Annotated in this window: 19 protein-coding genes; 1 reads left to right on the forward strand and 18 read right to left on the reverse strand. The window is 32.7% G+C overall.

All coding sequences use genetic code 11. The features are described 5' to 3' along the window. Nucleotides 1–64: 64 nt before the first annotated feature. Genes E7Z78_RS08870 through E7Z78_RS08880 form a run of 3 tightly spaced genes read right to left on the reverse strand, consistent with a single transcriptional unit; the run spans nucleotide 65 to nucleotide 6,849 of the window. Nucleotides 65–3,862, reverse strand: a complete 3,798-nt coding sequence (locus tag E7Z78_RS08870) for a DUF4268 domain-containing protein (protein ID WP_303724808.1) — start codon at nucleotides 3,860–3,862, stop codon at nucleotides 65–67. Then, nucleotides 3,855–5,651, reverse strand: a complete 1,797-nt coding sequence (locus tag E7Z78_RS08875) for a hypothetical protein (protein ID WP_303724809.1) — start codon at nucleotides 5,649–5,651, stop codon at nucleotides 3,855–3,857. Before E7Z78_RS08875 ends, E7Z78_RS08870 begins: the two co-directional genes overlap by 8 nt. After that, nucleotides 5,635–6,849 carry a DUF6361 family protein gene (locus E7Z78_RS08880; protein ID WP_303724810.1) on the reverse strand — a complete coding sequence of 405 codons (1,215 nt, stop codon included), beginning with the start codon at nucleotides 6,847–6,849 and terminating at the stop codon, nucleotides 5,635–5,637. Before E7Z78_RS08880 ends, E7Z78_RS08875 begins: the two co-directional genes overlap by 17 nt. A gap of 58 nt (nucleotides 6,850–6,907) precedes the next feature. Here E7Z78_RS08880 and E7Z78_RS08885 point away from each other — a divergent pair, with 58 nt between their 5' ends. Beyond that, nucleotides 6,908–7,276: a hypothetical protein gene (locus E7Z78_RS08885; RefSeq protein ID WP_303724811.1), complete on the forward strand. Its 369-nt coding sequence runs from the start codon at nucleotides 6,908–6,910 to the stop codon at nucleotides 7,274–7,276. Here the strand turns inward: E7Z78_RS08885 and E7Z78_RS08890 are convergent. From E7Z78_RS08890 to E7Z78_RS08960, 15 genes are all read right to left on the reverse strand, one after another. Beyond that, the gene (locus E7Z78_RS08890) at nucleotides 7,273–8,091 is read right to left on the reverse strand and encodes an SseB family protein (protein ID WP_303724812.1); all 819 of its coding nucleotides are present in this window, start codon (nucleotides 8,089–8,091) and stop codon (nucleotides 7,273–7,275) included. The genes E7Z78_RS08885 and E7Z78_RS08890 overlap by 4 nt on opposite strands. 4 nt (nucleotides 8,092–8,095) lie before the next feature. Further along, nucleotides 8,096–9,589 (reverse strand): DUF2779 domain-containing protein, encoded by a 1,494-nt coding sequence (locus tag E7Z78_RS08895; protein ID WP_303724814.1) that lies wholly within the window; start codon nucleotides 9,587–9,589, stop codon nucleotides 8,096–8,098. A 16-nt stretch (nucleotides 9,590–9,605) separates the two neighbouring features. Continuing rightward, nucleotides 9,606–9,905, reverse strand: coding sequence for a hypothetical protein (locus E7Z78_RS08900; protein ID WP_303724815.1), 300 nt, complete (start codon nucleotides 9,903–9,905; stop codon nucleotides 9,606–9,608). A gap of 202 nt (nucleotides 9,906–10,107) precedes the next feature. Beyond that, the gene (locus tag E7Z78_RS08905; protein ID WP_303724816.1) at nucleotides 10,108–10,233 is read right to left on the reverse strand and encodes a hypothetical protein; all 126 of its coding nucleotides are present in this window, start codon (nucleotides 10,231–10,233) and stop codon (nucleotides 10,108–10,110) included. Between the two features lie 208 nt (nucleotides 10,234–10,441). Continuing rightward, nucleotides 10,442–10,588, reverse strand: a complete 147-nt coding sequence (locus E7Z78_RS08910) for a hypothetical protein (RefSeq protein WP_303724817.1) — start codon at nucleotides 10,586–10,588, stop codon at nucleotides 10,442–10,444. Between the two features lie 16 nt (nucleotides 10,589–10,604). Next, nucleotides 10,605–10,883 (reverse strand): hypothetical protein, encoded by a 279-nt coding sequence (locus E7Z78_RS08915; protein WP_303724818.1) that lies wholly within the window; start codon nucleotides 10,881–10,883, stop codon nucleotides 10,605–10,607. 32 nt (nucleotides 10,884–10,915) lie between these two features. Further along, nucleotides 10,916–11,470, reverse strand: coding sequence for a hypothetical protein (locus E7Z78_RS08920; RefSeq protein ID WP_303724819.1), 555 nt, complete (start codon nucleotides 11,468–11,470; stop codon nucleotides 10,916–10,918). 108 nt (nucleotides 11,471–11,578) lie between these two features. Continuing rightward, nucleotides 11,579–12,250 carry a hypothetical protein gene (locus tag E7Z78_RS08925; RefSeq protein WP_303724820.1) on the reverse strand — a complete coding sequence of 224 codons (672 nt, stop codon included), beginning with the start codon at nucleotides 12,248–12,250 and terminating at the stop codon, nucleotides 11,579–11,581. Beyond that, nucleotides 12,251–12,574, reverse strand: a complete 324-nt coding sequence (locus E7Z78_RS08930; RefSeq protein ID WP_303724821.1) for a hypothetical protein — start codon at nucleotides 12,572–12,574, stop codon at nucleotides 12,251–12,253. 170 nt (nucleotides 12,575–12,744) lie between these two features. After that, a complete protein-coding gene (locus E7Z78_RS08935; RefSeq protein ID WP_303724822.1) occupies nucleotides 12,745–12,927 on the reverse strand; it encodes a hypothetical protein in 183 nt (60 codons plus the stop codon). A gap of 95 nt (nucleotides 12,928–13,022) precedes the next feature. Continuing rightward, nucleotides 13,023–13,640, reverse strand: coding sequence for a hypothetical protein (locus tag E7Z78_RS08940; RefSeq protein WP_303724823.1), 618 nt, complete (start codon nucleotides 13,638–13,640; stop codon nucleotides 13,023–13,025). 3 nt (nucleotides 13,641–13,643) lie between these two features. Further along, a complete protein-coding gene (locus E7Z78_RS08945; protein WP_303724824.1) occupies nucleotides 13,644–14,066 on the reverse strand; it encodes a hypothetical protein in 423 nt (140 codons plus the stop codon). Between the two features lie 38 nt (nucleotides 14,067–14,104). Beyond that, nucleotides 14,105–14,440 carry a hypothetical protein gene (locus E7Z78_RS08950; RefSeq protein WP_303724825.1) on the reverse strand — a complete coding sequence of 112 codons (336 nt, stop codon included), beginning with the start codon at nucleotides 14,438–14,440 and terminating at the stop codon, nucleotides 14,105–14,107. A 52-nt stretch (nucleotides 14,441–14,492) separates the two neighbouring features. Beyond that, nucleotides 14,493–14,657: a hypothetical protein gene (locus E7Z78_RS08955; protein WP_303724826.1), complete on the reverse strand. Its 165-nt coding sequence runs from the start codon at nucleotides 14,655–14,657 to the stop codon at nucleotides 14,493–14,495. Between the two features lie 412 nt (nucleotides 14,658–15,069). Further along, the gene (locus E7Z78_RS08960; RefSeq protein WP_303724827.1) at nucleotides 15,070–16,329 is read right to left on the reverse strand and encodes an NADAR domain-containing protein; all 1,260 of its coding nucleotides are present in this window, start codon (nucleotides 16,327–16,329) and stop codon (nucleotides 15,070–15,072) included. Nucleotides 16,330–16,425: the final 96 nt, after the last annotated feature.

Here is a 16,425-nt window from a genome sequence, read left to right on the forward strand (position 1 = left end):
GAACACAAATAAAAGATGTTTTCGACAACATTTCATTTAATTTAACCACTATTGTGTTCTTAAATTATAATCTTATAATATTTGGATTTTGATTAAAATATTCATTTATTCTATTTGTAAATGTTTCTTTGAATTTCTTTGCAATAAATAAATGCCAATTTATTGAATCATCCCAATTTTCATTATTTAAATCAATTGGTAAATACACTAATATTTTCCAAGATTTATTTTTAATTTTTTGATTCCAAAAAACATCAAAACCTAATTCTTGTTCAATCTCATTTTTTTGGTCAAATAGAAACTCAAATAACGAATCATCATATTCATTATTTTCTCCAAAAAGCATTACCTTTATTGAACCATTATCAATTAACATTTCAAATCTAATCTGATTTAAAGGTATTTCATCAATAGGTGCCATATAAGCGGAATTATCTTTTTTAATTAATTCTGTAAAAATGTTTAAATTTTGATTCAAATCAAGTAATTTAAACCAGTAGCTGGATAAATCTATACTTAGATTATAAAAATTAATGAAATTAGAGTTATCGCTTGTTGTTAATTTAAAAAATAAATTTTTAATTGGAAGATTATCCTTTTGACTTTCTAATATTAAATCATTATTTTCTTGGATAACCACTTCATCGCCAGAATTTAGTTCAATTTTATTATATTTTCCTTTAAAATCTTTTATTTCACTTTTATAATAAGGACTTAAATTAATGAACAAATCAACTAACTCATTTTTTTCAAAATCATAATTTCTAAACAATGAATTTATCAAATATTCTTGTCGTGATTGACCTAAAGTTAACCTATAAAGTGATAAAATCTTAATTAATCTATCATATCTACTTACATCACGACTAAAAGGATACATTGGAACAATTCTTTCAATTTTAATCATGTCATCCTTATCTTCTAGACCCCAATATGGAATTAAATCAGAACAGGATCCAGAATTTTCACTTTCGGATGCTTTATTAAATAATTCATCCCAAATGTGATTTGTCTTAAAGTCAGTACGGCCATATCTTCTTGCAATATTTTGCCTAATAGCTAAACATTTATATCTGTTGATTCGTCCTTCCCTTTGCTCTAAATCTATGGGATTTGATGGTAAATTCCAATGCATAATTCTTCTACAATAATTATGGAAATCCAATCCCTCCTGACCTATAGATGTTGATGTTAATACAAAGGGCCAAAAGGGAGAATTGAAAGTATCACGAACAGATTTTTTACGTTTTGCATCAGAATCATCATTTTTTCCTTTAATAAATGATACTGCAAAATGAGTTCTCATAGTATCTTTATCTTTATTTTTTAATGTAAAATCTTCAAAAGTATCAAACTCATAATGAGAAGTTGTTAAATTAAAAGAGTTTAATAATTTATCTGTTATCAACTTAATTTTATTAATATCATCATCATACAATCCACTTGACAATAAATGAACATATTCATCAAGTACAGCTTGTAAATTACCATTTTTTGAATATTTTAAAATATTTTTCCAATATACATACTCTGAATTTGATTTATACAGTAAATCAATAATTGCAGTGGATTGTGGACGATTCATAAAATTTATGAACTCTCTTGATATCCTCATTGAGCACTTATTATAATAACTTATCAAGTGATACCCATTACCAAACTCCTTTTCATATAATCTATAAACACATATAGCAGGTGATGCCAAAACCATATTACACAATACATCTAATAAATCCTCAGGTTGTTTTCCAAAACTATTAAAATAAGTATATTCCGTCTTCAACTTATCTAAATACTTACTAAAACCTTTTTCATTGTAAAATTTATAAATTAATTCATCAATATCATCAAACCATTGATTAACAAATCCCTCTCCACAATACATTGTATCTAATATTAATGGAGTTAAATAATACCATCTTATATCTATATTCTTAGAGTTATTAGAAGGAATTTCATTTAATGCTTGTTTAATATTAAATTTTATTTCATTCTCAATTTCATTAAGGGATAATTTTCTATTTAAACAATCAACAGGATTATACAAATCACAAAAAAATATTGAAGGATATAAAAATGTGAATAATGACATTAACCGAGGTTTTTCTTTTTCAGTGAGGTTGAATCTTAAACGATCAGAATAGTAACCTTTAGAATAATTTAATGCATCGTCTGACTTTTTTAACTCTCCAATTGTTTTTCTTTCAACTTCATAAGACAATAATGATGAAACCATTCGTGGAACCATTTCCCAAGATGAAAATATTAAAGTTTTTGAAAGGTTATTCTTATTTTTAAATGGTCCTTGTAATTCATAATATGGCATTGACGGAGGCATCCATAATAACTTTTCAACATTTTCAGTCATTACAATATCATATAACTTTTTTAAACGGGAATTGTTTAATGGAATTTTCCTATAATTATTTATATCATCTTTATTTATCCAAAAAGTATCTTTTCGCATTTTATAAACTTCAGAAGGATTATTAGCAAAATATGATTCAATTTCACTTTTTAATTTATAATTTTTCATGAATGACATGAGATATGGTGATGATTTCACATAATCAATAGGCACATTGATATTTAATCCAATATCATCTAAAAGCCTTTGAATCTCAATGAATGATTCAACATCCTCTTTAATAATAGTTAATGAATTTTTTGCATCACTATCATCAATAAAATCTGAAAGTTTTGTTTCAGTGATTCTTTCAGTTCTACAAATATTTTTATATAATTTATCTTCAGCTATCTTTTTAGCTTCTATGAATGAAAAATTATTCCTATTGAATTCTTTTAATTCAATAGAATAATTCTCCCAAATCCTCTCAAACTCAACTTTATGTTCTTTTTTTGTAATCAGAAAATCCATTAATTCGAGGAATTCCGAGTAATGAGAACTAATCTCATCCTCATAAATTTCATCCAATGTCGAATACATTTTATATGGAGTTGCTGAAAGCATTAATATTCTTAAATCATCATCAATTTTAAAAAATTTTGAAATTATCATTTCCATATCTGATTTAACATCATTTTCCAACAAATATCTGAATCTTTGGAATTCATCCATAATAATTAAATCAGGATTCAATTTATTTAAAGAAATATCTGCAAATAATAATCTAAACTTTCTAATAATAGGCCTCTTTTTTATTTTTTGATTTATTTTTACTTTTTTACAAAGACTTTGTAACTCTTGGAGTTCATCAAAATAATTATAAATTTCACCAATCATATAACGTAAGTATTTGCCATTTGATTTGTTATTACATGAATCTACATTCATCTCCCATTTATCAGTATACTCATTCCAATCTTTAACCCCATTGCTAAATATATAGTTTAACTCTTCTAAACAATTTTTAAACATAGGTACTCTTTTTAAAATAGTATAAATTAAAGCCCTTTCATCTTTAGTTCCTGGGGAATTATTTACAAATGATGTCTTGGGAGTTAATGGAATTAATTGAATATGTCCTCTTAAAATATTGTCATCATATTCCTGCATGAATATATTAAAATGTTGCATAGATAGCCTTGAAGTATCCGCACTTTCAACATTGACATTTTGTACTATACATAATTTTTCTATATTCTGATTGGCAATAGTTGCGTTAGAGCAAATATAAATAACTTTTAATATATGATCTTCATTTTCATTTTTAAATTTTAAAAATTTAGCAATTGTTCCTCGCGCAATTAATGTTTTTCCAAGCCCCACCTCATCAGAAACAAGAATACGATTTTGACCTTGCCTATAAAGTTCATCAATTCTTTCAACAGTAGCTATTTGGAAATCTTTTAAATCTGACATTACATTATTTTCTATTATATCAAAATAGTCCTTATTCATCAAAATCAATCACTTCCAAAAAGGTATTATACATTTCTTCAAAGCCATCAGGTATAACATTATCACTTGTAATTGAATCAATAATGGATTTTATCTCTTTAAATTTATCATGAGAATAACAACTTGCTTTTAACATTTTTTCATACAAATCTTGTAGTATTATACTACTCCCTTTACCATTAACAACTCTGTAATCATTTTTTAAACTAAAAATATAATCATCACCCAATAACAATGCAACATATTCCATAAAGGAATTCTCATCAGTTATGATATCTGCAATGACATCTTCATGCCTATTCTTAGGCATTCCCTTTGTTGGAATTTTTACAACTTTCTCAAGTTTGTTTCCTAAATCATCACTAACAGAGATGATATAAAATACAGATAAATTTAATTTGTTCAAGTTATTAAATGTAATTTTTTTAGAAAAATTGGCTGATTTATTTGGTAGTAATAATGGATTAATATTTACATTAAAACCATTTAATTCCATTTCATCAAGATCAAAAAATTCTACACTAACATTATAACTATCATCATTAATCAAAATATTTGCCTCTGAATCTAGTCGAGAGACATATTTCATAACACTTTCTAACTTATCCCCTTCATTTATTTCATCAACAACATCATCAACTGTAATTAATTGGAAAGGATCTTTCATTCCACCCTTTTCACCGTTAAATAAATCATTAGATAATTTTTCAATAGATAATTTGCTTTTTTTGGCTTTGAGTTTAATCATGAATTCAACATTTCCATATAATGCGTTATCAGACGCGTTAAATGAACCTAAATATATTTCAGTAAATTTTTCATTTTCAACAACATATATCTTAGCATGCAAATCTTGTTTATTGATATCTGACACTTCCTCAGAAAAAGAAGCCTCACCATTAAATACCTCATCTCTTAAAGCATATACCTCAAAATTATTACAATCATCTTCTTTCAAAGGCCCTATTGAATTAATACGAGTGAAAAGAAGTGCCTTTGAATTATTGGTTTTTCTATTATTAAAACCTTTTATCACCGTTTTACTTAAAAATGGAGACATTATCATTAATTCATCAATCGAATTATCTTGAAATAAATTAGAATTAATAATTGAATATTCATTATTTATGCCATTGATAAAAAATTCATATTCATCAAAAATGTTAGAATTTAACTTAAAATCAATTCTATCTAACTCATTGATTATATTAAACATTTTTTCTTTTTTTACATCATCTTGTAAAAATCCGGTTAAATAATCAATGAAACTTTTAAGAGGTTCATTTTTACTATTATTTAACTCATTTTCTTTGTATCCCTCCATTGTGAAACTTATATCCCAATTCCTATCAAGTGTTAAATTTCTACTTAATACAATAATTCTATACAAAACATTTTTATCATCATTAATGAACCTTAATAACCAAAATTTAGGATGAAATGAAGCGAATCGATTTTTTAATTTTTTTGACATCTTAACCTGAAAAACCATATTCTCCAGTAACATATACAATGGATTTACGTTATTAGGAGATTTAATCTGACCATTTTCACAGAATATGGCAATTTTATCAGAAGTTTCCCTCAATGACCCAAGTATAGAAATTGGATTAGATACTAAATCGGAACCCAAGTTATCAAATGAACTTAATGATATGGAGGTACTTATTAAAGCATCAAAATCGAGAGAGTATGTTGTAGCTATTGCAAAATCAAGTTGATAATTAGCAGGGGCTTCCAAAATATTTCCATAATATAACCTATCTTTTTTATTATTTGGATTCAGCATCCACAGTCACCCCCTGACTTTTAAAGATATCTCCCAAAATAACTTTTACCTCGTAAAATCTATAATTAAGTTTATCTCCACCAAACCATTTATCATTACCATATTTCCCAGGATTGTATGATCGTGCACGATTCCTACCCTTTAAAAAAATTTCACGATTAGTAATAAGTTTATCTAAATCATCCATTTTTCCTTCAAACATTAATTCCTTAGATTTATCCAAAAATATCCTTAATTTATCACTGTTTATTTTAAATTTCGCCATAATATCAGAAAAATTAATATCCGAAATATCCTTCAAGTTGTCTTTAACATCTTCAAAAGCAGCAATAGCATCTTTGTTTTCATAATTGGAAACAATTAAATTATACCTAATAATCAAAACATTAACAAACTCAGAAAATGAAATTGCATCCCTGTAATTCTTTTGAATATAAGGGGGAAATTTATCAATTAGATTATCATCCAATTCATCAAGATTACCGTAATATATAAAATCATACATATCCTCTTTTAAAATATATGCCAACATTGAATCTTCACAGTTTTTAATTATCTGTTTTTTTAAAAATTCCCCTTCTTCTTGATTTAAATTAATCTCTAAATCTTCATGCCATTTATTTGTATAAATTGGAATGTTTAAATAAGAAAAATTTTCAACGCCTGCATTAAAATCATCATGTTCAAATTCATTTTTATCTGATGAATTACCATATTTCAAAGTTGTTTGATTATCCTTATTTCTAGAGCAAATCACATTAAAATATTTCAAAATTGAATATCTAAAATTAAAAATACCATATTTCCTAAGACCCGCTAAATAAATATTTGAAGGAGGTCTTTGAACCCATCCATTATTAAGTATAGCATTTCGTCCGATAATTCCATTTTCACCAGGATGTTTTCCAAGAAGACATTTAGCACATTTTATCTCCATTCTCTCCAAATCATCATTTAATTTACTAGGATCATTAGTTTCATTATTCAATTCAAGAGTTTTTAAAATATAAGGAATAATTAAAAAATATTTAGCTCTTGTTTGGATAGTGGATGTTCCTGGAAAAAGTAACTCAGAAAAACCATCACGAATCGGAGCAATTCCCAATTCATCTAATAAACCATCTTCACCTAACAAATCTAGAATATTGAAAACTTGGTCTCGTTCTGATTTTGAAAAATCAATCCAACCTAATTCCATTCAAATCCCCTCACATATTATATACATATTTTTAACCTTTTATTATATAATTTATATTATGAACTTAATAATTTCAATCAAACCCCAATTCGTCGAAAAGATACTTTCAGGAGAGAAGAAATACGAATTCAGAAGAAGAATCTACAAACAGGAAGTTGATAAAATCTACATCTATCAAACCTTACCTGATGCAAGCATAGTTGCTCGTTTCATACCTGGTGAAATCGTCATGGACACTCCCCAAAACCTTTGGGACAGATTCAAAGACGTATCCGGAACAACAGAGGAATATCTTTTAGGCTATCTACACGACAAGGATGAGGCCTATGCGATTGAAATAACCAATCTTGAGGTTTATGATGAACCCTTCATCCCTGAGGGAATCCAGGCTCCACAATCATATAAGTACATTGATTATGACCTTTAATCATCATAAAAAGGCTGTGCACCGCATTTCCACACTCGAGTGTACTCATCCACATCCTCGACATGATGGAACTCGCTTCCAGGAGCAATGACAATGTCATAGCCGTCCTCACCAACAATATCACCAATATACAATATCTTGCTGGTTTTAGGCATTAAAAGAACATTTAAATACTTCTTATCCCCATGGAAATCCTTTCTTGTGCTTGCATTGAACGGAATGTTTGGAGTAAACACGCCGTCAACGGCATCCTCCTTCATAAAATCAACACTTTCCCTTACGAAAAATGCATAATCATCCTCCAATGTTTGGGATTTTTCCTCAAGGATCTTAAGCATTGTATTGAGTGTTTCCATTAAATCGTTTTCCTCTTCAAACAATCCCAAAAACGCCTGAATCGGCATGTTGATGTCATGGTCGGTGAATGGGTTGATTGAAATGACTGAGTACTTGTCGGTCTGTTTCAGCATGTCTGCAAGGTCGCTCATGTAGAGTGCGTAAACAGAGCTTCTAACCCCCGCTTCCTCCATTGCCTTATCGCTTGTGTACAACGGCACGACCCTGTTTCCCTCATTGTCCTCAAGATAGTTAATGCTGAATCCCATTTGTCCCTGTGGAGCAATCTCATCGCCTACCTTTGCATTTTCAAGCCCTTCAAAGATGTTTTCTGAAAATGTCACAGGCATCAATAGCTGTGACTCCTTAAGAATGTCTAAAAATTCCCTCTGCATTTCCGGTGTTATCTCGCTTCTTGTAAGTTCCTCTAGACGGGTGTTGTCAGTTGTGTTTTCCTCTTTCATTTTTTCCAAATCCATAATATCATCTTCCTGTTACTTCCTTGAATTTCTCCCAAATCTTCACCATTGCATAAGTGTCAAGCTTGCAGTATTCAAGCAGTGCATGCCTTGTCTTTTCCTGATCTTCTGGAGTCATGTCATTCAAGCTTAGGAATGCACTTGAGGCCTCATCACCCTTATGAACACCGGGCAGATTATTATAGTCAAGCTCATCATCATCCGGGAAAAGCGCCGGCAGGACCTTCTTGATTGAGTATGAGCCTTGCATTTCCCTTGTATAGTATTGCCTTTTGCTGAACGGCACCATCAAGTCAACGATGTTTGCGTTTATCCTTTCTATTTCACCGTTAAGGTCAGGATACATTTCACCAATCTTTTTATTAACGCTTGACTCGAAACCCTTGTTGTAAACGATTACGCTGCCGTTTTCAGGTAGATTACCGATCATGCTTTCGGCAAAGTTTCTAATCATGTCATCGTCATTTGCCTCAGCCAGGTATTCCCTATGCTCTGTCGGAGCGCCCTTCTTGGGGATGATGTGCAGTGAGTACTGGAATGGTATCTGCTGGTATGGCTTTGTTCCCTCATACTTCGGTATTGCATACTGGCATGTCTCATAGTCAATGAAATAAAGCGGATAGACTAGAGAGTCCAATACATTCTCTATTGCAGGTATTTCAATTTTCGCTTCGCGTTGATTAAGCTCGAAATCAATCTGCTCCATATATTTGGGATTCAGGTCCTCATCCCTTAAGTCCCCAAAGGATACCTTGTCCTCATAGTACTTCTCGAACTTCTTAGATGTCCACATTCCCCTCACGTCAAATACATTAGGCCTCGGCAAGTCCCTGGTGCAGTATTCCCAGTATTCGCACATGTAGGGATCAAAGCAGTACGGCCCGATGTCCTTATCCGGTTCACTGTCAGCCCCATAGCTTTGCATGAACTCTGTGAACATGTCAATATTACTTTTAATCTGGCTCTGGTTTTGGATAGCGATTTGTCTGACATCCTCAATGTTAAATAGCTCATTCAAATCCAATTCCTTGCCCCTTACGTATTCATTGTTTAGATAAACGATGGCTGCCCTTTTGACTGTCAATCCAAGGCTTGAGAGGATATGATACTGGTAGGAGACATCTTCAAGGAAAATGTCCTTTATCTCGGTTGAGCTTTTAACCTCATAGATTTCAACGCCGTCCTCATCGTTTTTTAAAACGTCAACACTGCAGAAATTATCCTCATAGCTGAATGAGGCTTCGGCAATGACATTAGGTGCCTGTTCGAGCAGTTCACTTGTTCTTTTAACCCTGACAGGGATGCTTTCATCGGTTGGAACATCCTCATAGTGGCCAAAAAGACCCCTTGCAGCCTCACCTACCTTTCTTCCAGTGTCCAATATGGAATCGTTGGTTGAAACTGTAGCCTTTTCACGCTTATACTCATTTAGCCAGAGCATCTTGTCACATTGCACACCTTGGCAGTACTTTGATTTTGATAAGAATGTTTTACTCATTAAATTAACTCCTTCATTACTCTTTCATCGGAAAGTCAATGTTTTCGTTTTCAACCCTATCGACATAATAGTCTTCAGGAAACTCGATGTTTTCATCGATTGCTGATCTTTTGTAGACAAAATATGTGTAGTTTTCATCAGACAAACAGATGCAGTGGTCGTCTATGAACTTGTTCAGTTCCTCTACTGACTTGAAGGTCATGTCATCAAATTTGTATCCAATGAATATCTTCTCATCCTTGATTATTCCCTTTTCTTTCAGAATTTCTTCCAGTTCTTCATAATAGAAGTCATCTGACAAGTTTTTGATTTTCATATACTCACATCCTATTATAATCCAATATTTACACACAAGTTATAATAAAGATTATGAAATAATATCATTAATACTAATCTTATCAAAATTATTATCCATTAAAAACTAATTTTCACTCCTTAAGATTATTTATTTTTACATATGCCTTTTCCCATATTTTATATTCATGATACTTAACTGGGTCTTTTTTTTCTAATTCTTTTTAATATTCAATCCTTCGTTCATCATCCAAACACTTATGCAAAAAAGAATATTTACTAACATTATTCCATTCACCATAACCTAACTCACCATCTGACATCATTATCTCAATAAGTTCCTTATCCATATTAATACTACCTCCTTTTAGGATTTTTAAGAATATTATATATCTCTAAATTAAGATTTTCTGAATTTAAAGTATTTTTATAATTGTCAATATATGTATGAATATTTTCCTTTGAATATTCACGAAAAATTATATTCCATTCATCATCTGCTTCTGCATTAGAAATTATTCCTTCATCTGCTCTTTAGTTCTCCTACATAACTCACTATCATCTATCATAATCTCTTTGTTGCTCATTTATTATTTCACCCACTTTTAAGATTTTAATGAATTCTTGAATTTCTTTATTGGAATCATGTATCTTCTTAATGATTTCTTCATCATCTGATGAGTCTTGATCCAATTCGATTTTCATGAAAAAACCACCTTTTTTAACCTATCAGTAATCTTAACTGTGCTACTGGCGTTTGTTTTAAAAATTTATCCTTAAAACAATCTTTACAAGAATCTCCATATAATTCAGGATTATCGTAAATAAAACAGGACTGCCCATATAACATTCCAATAAAATTATTATCCTCATTCACTTCATCATCAATTCTTTTCCTCATCTTTTCTAAAGAATCATCTGAATAATCTTCAAGGAATAACTCCACTACCCTTTTTTCAAATTCCTTATAAGACATTGGATAATCATTCTCATTTAACATTAATTAATCTCCTATCTTTTTGTATAATATTTTTAATCTAAATATTCTGGAAATTCAACTGCTAACTCCAATGCTGGTAAAATACTATTACCCAAAATAGGATTATTTATATTAAAATAATCTCCTTGAATTTGACCATTATCATAACTCCAACAATCTCTTTTATATCCTCTTTTAATTATTTTTATTACTTGTTCATCATATAACATATCAAAATAATTACTTAACATAGGGTATGTTCTTTTAAAATATTCTTGTACTGTATAAATATATTCCTCTTCAGATACAGGATATTTTTTACTTTCCTCATTTTTAACAGTAATATTATCCATTTTTTTATTTTTATTTTTCATCATTTTATCCCTCTGATACCATGCTTCATCATCAGTATAATCTTCCAAGAATAGTTCAACTACTCTTTTTTCATATTCTTCATAAGTCATAGGATATTTTTTTACCATAATCTTCACTCCACATAGTCCATTGAACCATTCAACAGGTCTAGAATATGAACCAATTGTTATCCCACTACTTGCAAGATTATATTGGCAACAATCAATATTATTTGCAATACCACTAATCCCCATAGGAGTTTATTAGTGTTTTGCTCTTTATAGAATAGTGCAATTAATATAATCACGATAATTATGTTTAATATCAACAGCCACAGAATCATTTTTCACACCTTTAAATCTTTAATCATAACATACTGAGTTAATGCAACCGAATAGACCGCCGCATTTCGGACATTCATTTAGATTACTCACATATTTGTTGACTTCACTTCCGCAATCGGGACATTCAACCATTTCTGATGGATCATCCTCGCCCTTGCCCCTTTCATCAAGAACCACAATTATTGATTCAGCCACTTTATCATCCATGGAATTGATTTTATAATCAATCTCCTCGTGAAACTGACTCAATGCATCTTTAATAACATCCTCCTTAGACATTTCCGGCTCATCATCCACATGGTAAAAATCCCCCCATTCGGGAAAATCCACTACGTAATAGTCTTCCTCTGGAGTAATTGTGTATTTTGACCTTCTCTTAATTCCTTTAAGCCTTTCCAATTCGGATTGGATAACTGAAATGTGCTTGTCTATGCCTTTCCTTACGGTTTCACATGGGTTTTCGATCTCGCTTTCACGGATTGAGTAAATTCTCATGTACTTGTCACAGCTCTTGCAATATGTTTCTGTAACATTTCCTTTTATTTTGGATCCCCTGTCCAAACCTACTGTTGACATGAGAATTAGAAATTCAATTGTCTCGCCGGAATCATTGTCATAGTAAAACAGTCTTCCGTCATCAGCAAGCTCCAAGTCGCATTCCACACATTGGTAATAGTTCACGATTGCCATTTAAATCACTCCTTTCACATTATGTTCATCTCTCTTTTGAAGATATTCATTGGTTTTAATAGGTTTTAATCTTTCACCATCATCCCGGAACACTTTCTCAAAATCAGGGTCCATTCTTGACACTGTCCTTAGGTAGAGCACCGGTTTTTCATTTTCAACTGCAATAAAATAGAAGCATGCTCCAAAGGGCACGTCCATCACTGCTTCCTGGCTGAATAGCTTTTCATCCATTTTTGGAAACTCGATTCCCTTGAAAAAATATAGTCCAACTCCGGTTTTTAGATGGTTATGGAAATTCATTTCAATATTTTGCAGATTGTGCATGGTGTCACCTCCAAAATATACACACAAATTGGTAACAGTTTTGTTAATAAATTGTTGGTAAAAAGTTGTTAATAAATGTTTCGGAAAAAAAATGGAAATGTTAATGGTGAAGACAATTGGACAAGCACATCAAATGGGAGTTGGTGACTCCCCCAGCGTGCAGTTGAATGCTATTGATCAAACAGGTTCTTTGTAAATGTGTTCTGCAGTTCAACACCCTCAACAAGGAGGTAATGCATCATTCCGTTTCCAGGTGAGTGGGCCTCGACTATCTTGCAGGTAATGTTGTTGAATGAAACACCAGCAATATTATCCTCAACAACCCGAAGCTTTGAAGCATCGCTCTCATTCATAACCAGATAGTCCCCGTTTGTTGGAAGAACAACATATCCTTCAATTATATAAAATAGTTTACATTTTGAATTATTTAAATTTAGTGAAAAAAAAGTTAAAGCATCAAGCCACAGAACTCTGCAGTGGACATGATGATGTTGAGATTTAGCCTTTGATTGGCCAAATCGACATTGTAAAGGCGATGCTCCATATTGGTGCTTCCGTCACCGAAATATGCAACAATACTGCAATCGTTGGTCAATCGGAAAATGCCGTTTCTAAGCTCATGATGAAATCCTCCGGCAAAGCTCCAGAAATCCTTGCCAATCTCCTTCTTGATTCTTCGAACCTCATTTTTAAACCATTGCATGGATTCAAGGCCATCGTAATTGCCAGACCAGAAACTGACATACAACTCACCGTCAAAGACCACGGAAACGTATGACCTCACATACTGGTTTTCAACAGTGAATTCAATTTTAAGGTTATCTTGTGAATTTTTAAAGGAGAATGTGCAGTTTTCAGGCTCGACAATGATTGAATCAATGAGCAGCCTCTTGTCATCATAGGGAATGTTTAGCCTGTTTACATATGCCGGAAATTCCCTAAAGGGAACATTATTGGCGTTCATGGCTGGGGAAATATAACCTCCCCCTGACCTTATGGGATCCCTTTTTGAACTTACAAGATATGGAAGCTCGTTTTCATCCTCACGAAAATGCCTGTCTCTCATAATCTACTCCACAAGATTGTCAATCAAATCAAATAGCTCTTTATAATCCTCGTATAATTTAAAGAATTCCTCATCGTTGAGGCACAGCATGGTCATCTGAAGCTGGCTTTCCTTTTCGGTGACTTTTACGCGCTCATCACCGATTGCATCATCCGCAAGTGCCCTGATTTCACCATACTTTTCCTCAGTGAGATTGTGTCTCCTGTGATGGTTCAACATGTCCATAGCATGAAAGAGCCCCTTTTCAGGATTGTCCAGGCAAGCTGATAATTTGATTTTTGTAACCATGTAATACGGTGCCTCAATCTTGTCCCTTCGAAGCACAATGGATATTTTTGAAACCACATGGTCATCAGTGCAGTTCTCATTGATGAACTTGACCATCTGAAACTGTTTAATGTTACCGTTATCATTCATGAAATTCATGTTAATATATTGTCCCTAAAATGATTTAAGTTTAGCAGTCAAGAATCATCTAGCCTTATGACATGCAGCCTGTCATTGACCTCATATGAGAATGCCTCCTGGCACAATACATTATTGTGGGTTTGGAACCATTCCTCAAATATCTCCTCAACAGTTCCTTTTTCGTTTGAATAGACTGTAATGAGAAGCTCAGGATATTTGCGGGAGCAGTAAAAACCTGTGGCACGTGTAATGTAGAATCCATCAATGCCGTTCTCTTCCAGTTTACGGAATAGCTCCTCGAGCAGATCGTCAATGTCAAGCATTTCCAACTCACCGTTGACAAACCTTGAAAGCGGAATGTGCAGGACATACTTGTTTTTCAATATTAACATCTCATCACCATGAATTATAAAAAAAGAGTTAAAAAATAGAATGCAAAGGATTCTATTTTTCATTTAGTTTTTCCAGTAACATTTGCTTTTCAGCTTCAAGACGGGCAATCTTATCATTGGCAATTGCCAAGTCCTCTTTTGCATACTCCAAACTTTCCCTTAGAAAATCAAACGGATCAAATTCTTCAATACTTTCAGCAGAGTTTTTACTGTTCATATTATCACACAACCGTTGTAATCTTTTTCATCATCGGAAAATGCATCAATCATAATTGATGTAATCGAATTCATTTTTAAATCCACTTGATTGGATGATTCAATGCATTCTCCGTATTTATGTATTTATTACTAATTATTATTTCACCTACGTTATATAACCTTTTGTATGTTTTGTTATAATGTCTAGGGAATTATTATGAAGTTCATTTGAATAATACATTAAATTCGTTCTTTTTTTGATAATTGATTTTTACCTATAATCTAACAACAATTTCAACACAGTTTAGTTAAAGATATGATTGATTAAATTGAATTAAAAATAATATTCTATAAAATCATCAATCGAATCTTTGAGATAATTAATTAATATTGTAAAAAATAATAAAGTGATGTTTGTGATGTGGATGAATCTAGAAAAATTCACCCTCATCACTCATTCCAAGGGGGAAGCTGCAGCGCTCAAGCCACATCTCACTAGCCAGTTCAGGTATCACATCCATTTCAAGGGCCTTTTTGAATTCATCCCTTGCCTTTTTGACATATTCCTCCTCGATATCAGTTACCTGATTGAACACTCCCTCAAAGCCGTCAGGCAACTGCAGAAGCGCAATCTGTGTTTTTCCCTTATGGGTGAAGATGTCAATCACCTTGAAGCGGGAGTCCTTGTTTGCAGTGTGAAGGCCCCAGTTGGTGTCCTTTTCGAATTTTGACAGGTCCGCCATGAACTGTGAGAATATCAGGTACCTGTGTGATGTCACCATTCCGCCGATGCGTGATGAGGCATCGACAAAAGCCCTTTCGGTGATAATCTGGCCAACCTCATAATTTTCTGCAAGCTTTTCATCGAGATTGACATCACGAACATATTTTTGTGATGATGAGAAAACTGACCTCACCACATTATATTCGGGTGACTGAGGGTCGTCCAACGGGTTCTTGTCATGTTTAACATACGGATAAGCGTGCTTTAGATACTCTGTGTATTCCCAATCGATTAAATCAACATTCTTGGTGAATCTTCTTATCTCGTCTCTCACCTCCATAAGCGCAAAGCCGAAGAGGTTGGTGTCGCCTCCCCATTCATCTTCTGAGTCATAAACCAGTGACTTGTCGCCAGTTGACAATAGCCAATCTTTTAGTTCCTCATCCTGCATGATCTTATAGTAGCAGGCATTGAGACATACTGAGTACTTGAACTCCTCCCATCTGTCAAGCTCGTTGTCAGGAACCTGAAATTGCCTTAAGGTTTCAATTGGAATTTCCCTGGAATGGTCACCTGTAAATGAGCCGTACCTTGAATAGAGCACCATGTACTCGATGGATGGAAATGAATTTGAATCCTGCTGGAATTCCTTCTCATCACTCATGGTAATGAAATCATTGACAATAACCTTATCTTCACCAATTTCTGAGTATTTAGGCTCGCCATAGTCCCTCCAAAGGTATCCTGCCAAGACTGCCTTTTCAGAGTTGAATTTCCTTTCCTGAAACATCCAGTTCTGTGGCTGTGGGAAAAGCTCAAAGAATTCCCTTGATCTTGGCGGCTCGTTCATCCTGTAGTCTTCACCGTAGCCCATTCTCCAGCCGATTGTCATGGCTGAAAGCTGGGGATACACGAGCCATCTTGGCGCTGCATACTTTCCCTTATCACAGTATTTCTTCTCATTCATCTTTAATTTGGCAAGGATGCCTCGACTTCTTTAGGTCGAGGATGGAATTGCCATCCTCCTTTCTGTTAAGTAACCTTTTCTTGGTTCTAATAATTT

The sequence above is a fragment of the Methanobrevibacter thaueri genome, from assembly GCF_015062915.1.
Classification (GTDB): Archaea; Methanobacteriota; Methanobacteria; order Methanobacteriales; family Methanobacteriaceae; genus Methanocatella; species Methanocatella thaueri_B.

Bases quoted from the DNA above. Each gene is read 5' to 3' on its own strand.
- E7Z78_RS08890 (WP_303724812.1), bottom strand. From the start codon at position 8,091: ATGGATTTGGAAAAAATGAAAGAGGAAAACACAACTGACAACACCCGT.
- E7Z78_RS08895 (WP_303724814.1), bottom strand. From the start codon at position 9,589: ATGAGTAAAACATTCTTATCAAAATCAAAGTACTGCCAAGGTGTGCAA.
- E7Z78_RS08915 (WP_303724818.1), bottom strand. From the start codon at position 10,883: ATGTTAAATGAGAATGATTATCCAATGTCTTATAAGGAATTTGAAAAA.
- E7Z78_RS08900 (WP_303724815.1), bottom strand. From the start codon at position 9,905: ATGAAAATCAAAAACTTGTCAGATGACTTCTATTATGAAGAACTGGAA.
- E7Z78_RS08925 (WP_303724820.1), bottom strand. From the start codon at position 12,250: ATGGCAATCGTGAACTATTACCAATGTGTGGAATGCGACTTGGAGCTT.
- E7Z78_RS08910 (WP_303724817.1), bottom strand. From the start codon at position 10,588: ATGAAAATCGAATTGGATCAAGACTCATCAGATGATGAAGAAATCATT.
- E7Z78_RS08885 (WP_303724811.1), top strand. From the start codon at position 6,908: ATGAACTTAATAATTTCAATCAAACCCCAATTCGTCGAAAAGATACTT.
- E7Z78_RS08960 (WP_303724827.1), bottom strand. From the start codon at position 16,329: ATGAATGAGAAGAAATACTGTGATAAGGGAAAGTATGCAGCGCCAAGA.
- E7Z78_RS08880 (WP_303724810.1), bottom strand. From the start codon at position 6,849: ATGGAATTAGGTTGGATTGATTTTTCAAAATCAGAACGAGACCAAGTT.
- E7Z78_RS08930 (WP_303724821.1), bottom strand. From the start codon at position 12,574: ATGCACAATCTGCAAAATATTGAAATGAATTTCCATAACCATCTAAAA.
- E7Z78_RS08920 (WP_303724819.1), bottom strand. From the start codon at position 11,470: ATGGGGATTAGTGGTATTGCAAATAATATTGATTGTTGCCAATATAAT.
- E7Z78_RS08950 (WP_303724825.1), bottom strand. From the start codon at position 14,440: ATGTTAATATTGAAAAACAAGTATGTCCTGCACATTCCGCTTTCAAGG.
- E7Z78_RS08905 (WP_303724816.1), bottom strand. From the start codon at position 10,233: ATGGATAAGGAACTTATTGAGATAATGATGTCAGATGGTGAGTTAGGT.
- E7Z78_RS08945 (WP_303724824.1), bottom strand. From the start codon at position 14,066: ATGAATTTCATGAATGATAACGGTAACATTAAACAGTTTCAGATGGTC.
- E7Z78_RS08955 (WP_303724826.1), bottom strand. From the start codon at position 14,657: ATGAACAGTAAAAACTCTGCTGAAAGTATTGAAGAATTTGATCCGTTT.
- E7Z78_RS08935 (WP_303724822.1), bottom strand. From the start codon at position 12,927: ATGAATGAGAGCGATGCTTCAAAGCTTCGGGTTGTTGAGGATAATATT.
- E7Z78_RS08870 (WP_303724808.1), bottom strand. From the start codon at position 3,862: ATGAATAAGGACTATTTTGATATAATAGAAAATAATGTAATGTCAGAT.
- E7Z78_RS08940 (WP_303724823.1), bottom strand. From the start codon at position 13,640: ATGAGAGACAGGCATTTTCGTGAGGATGAAAACGAGCTTCCATATCTT.
- E7Z78_RS08875 (WP_303724809.1), bottom strand. From the start codon at position 5,651: ATGCTGAATCCAAATAATAAAAAAGATAGGTTATATTATGGAAATATT.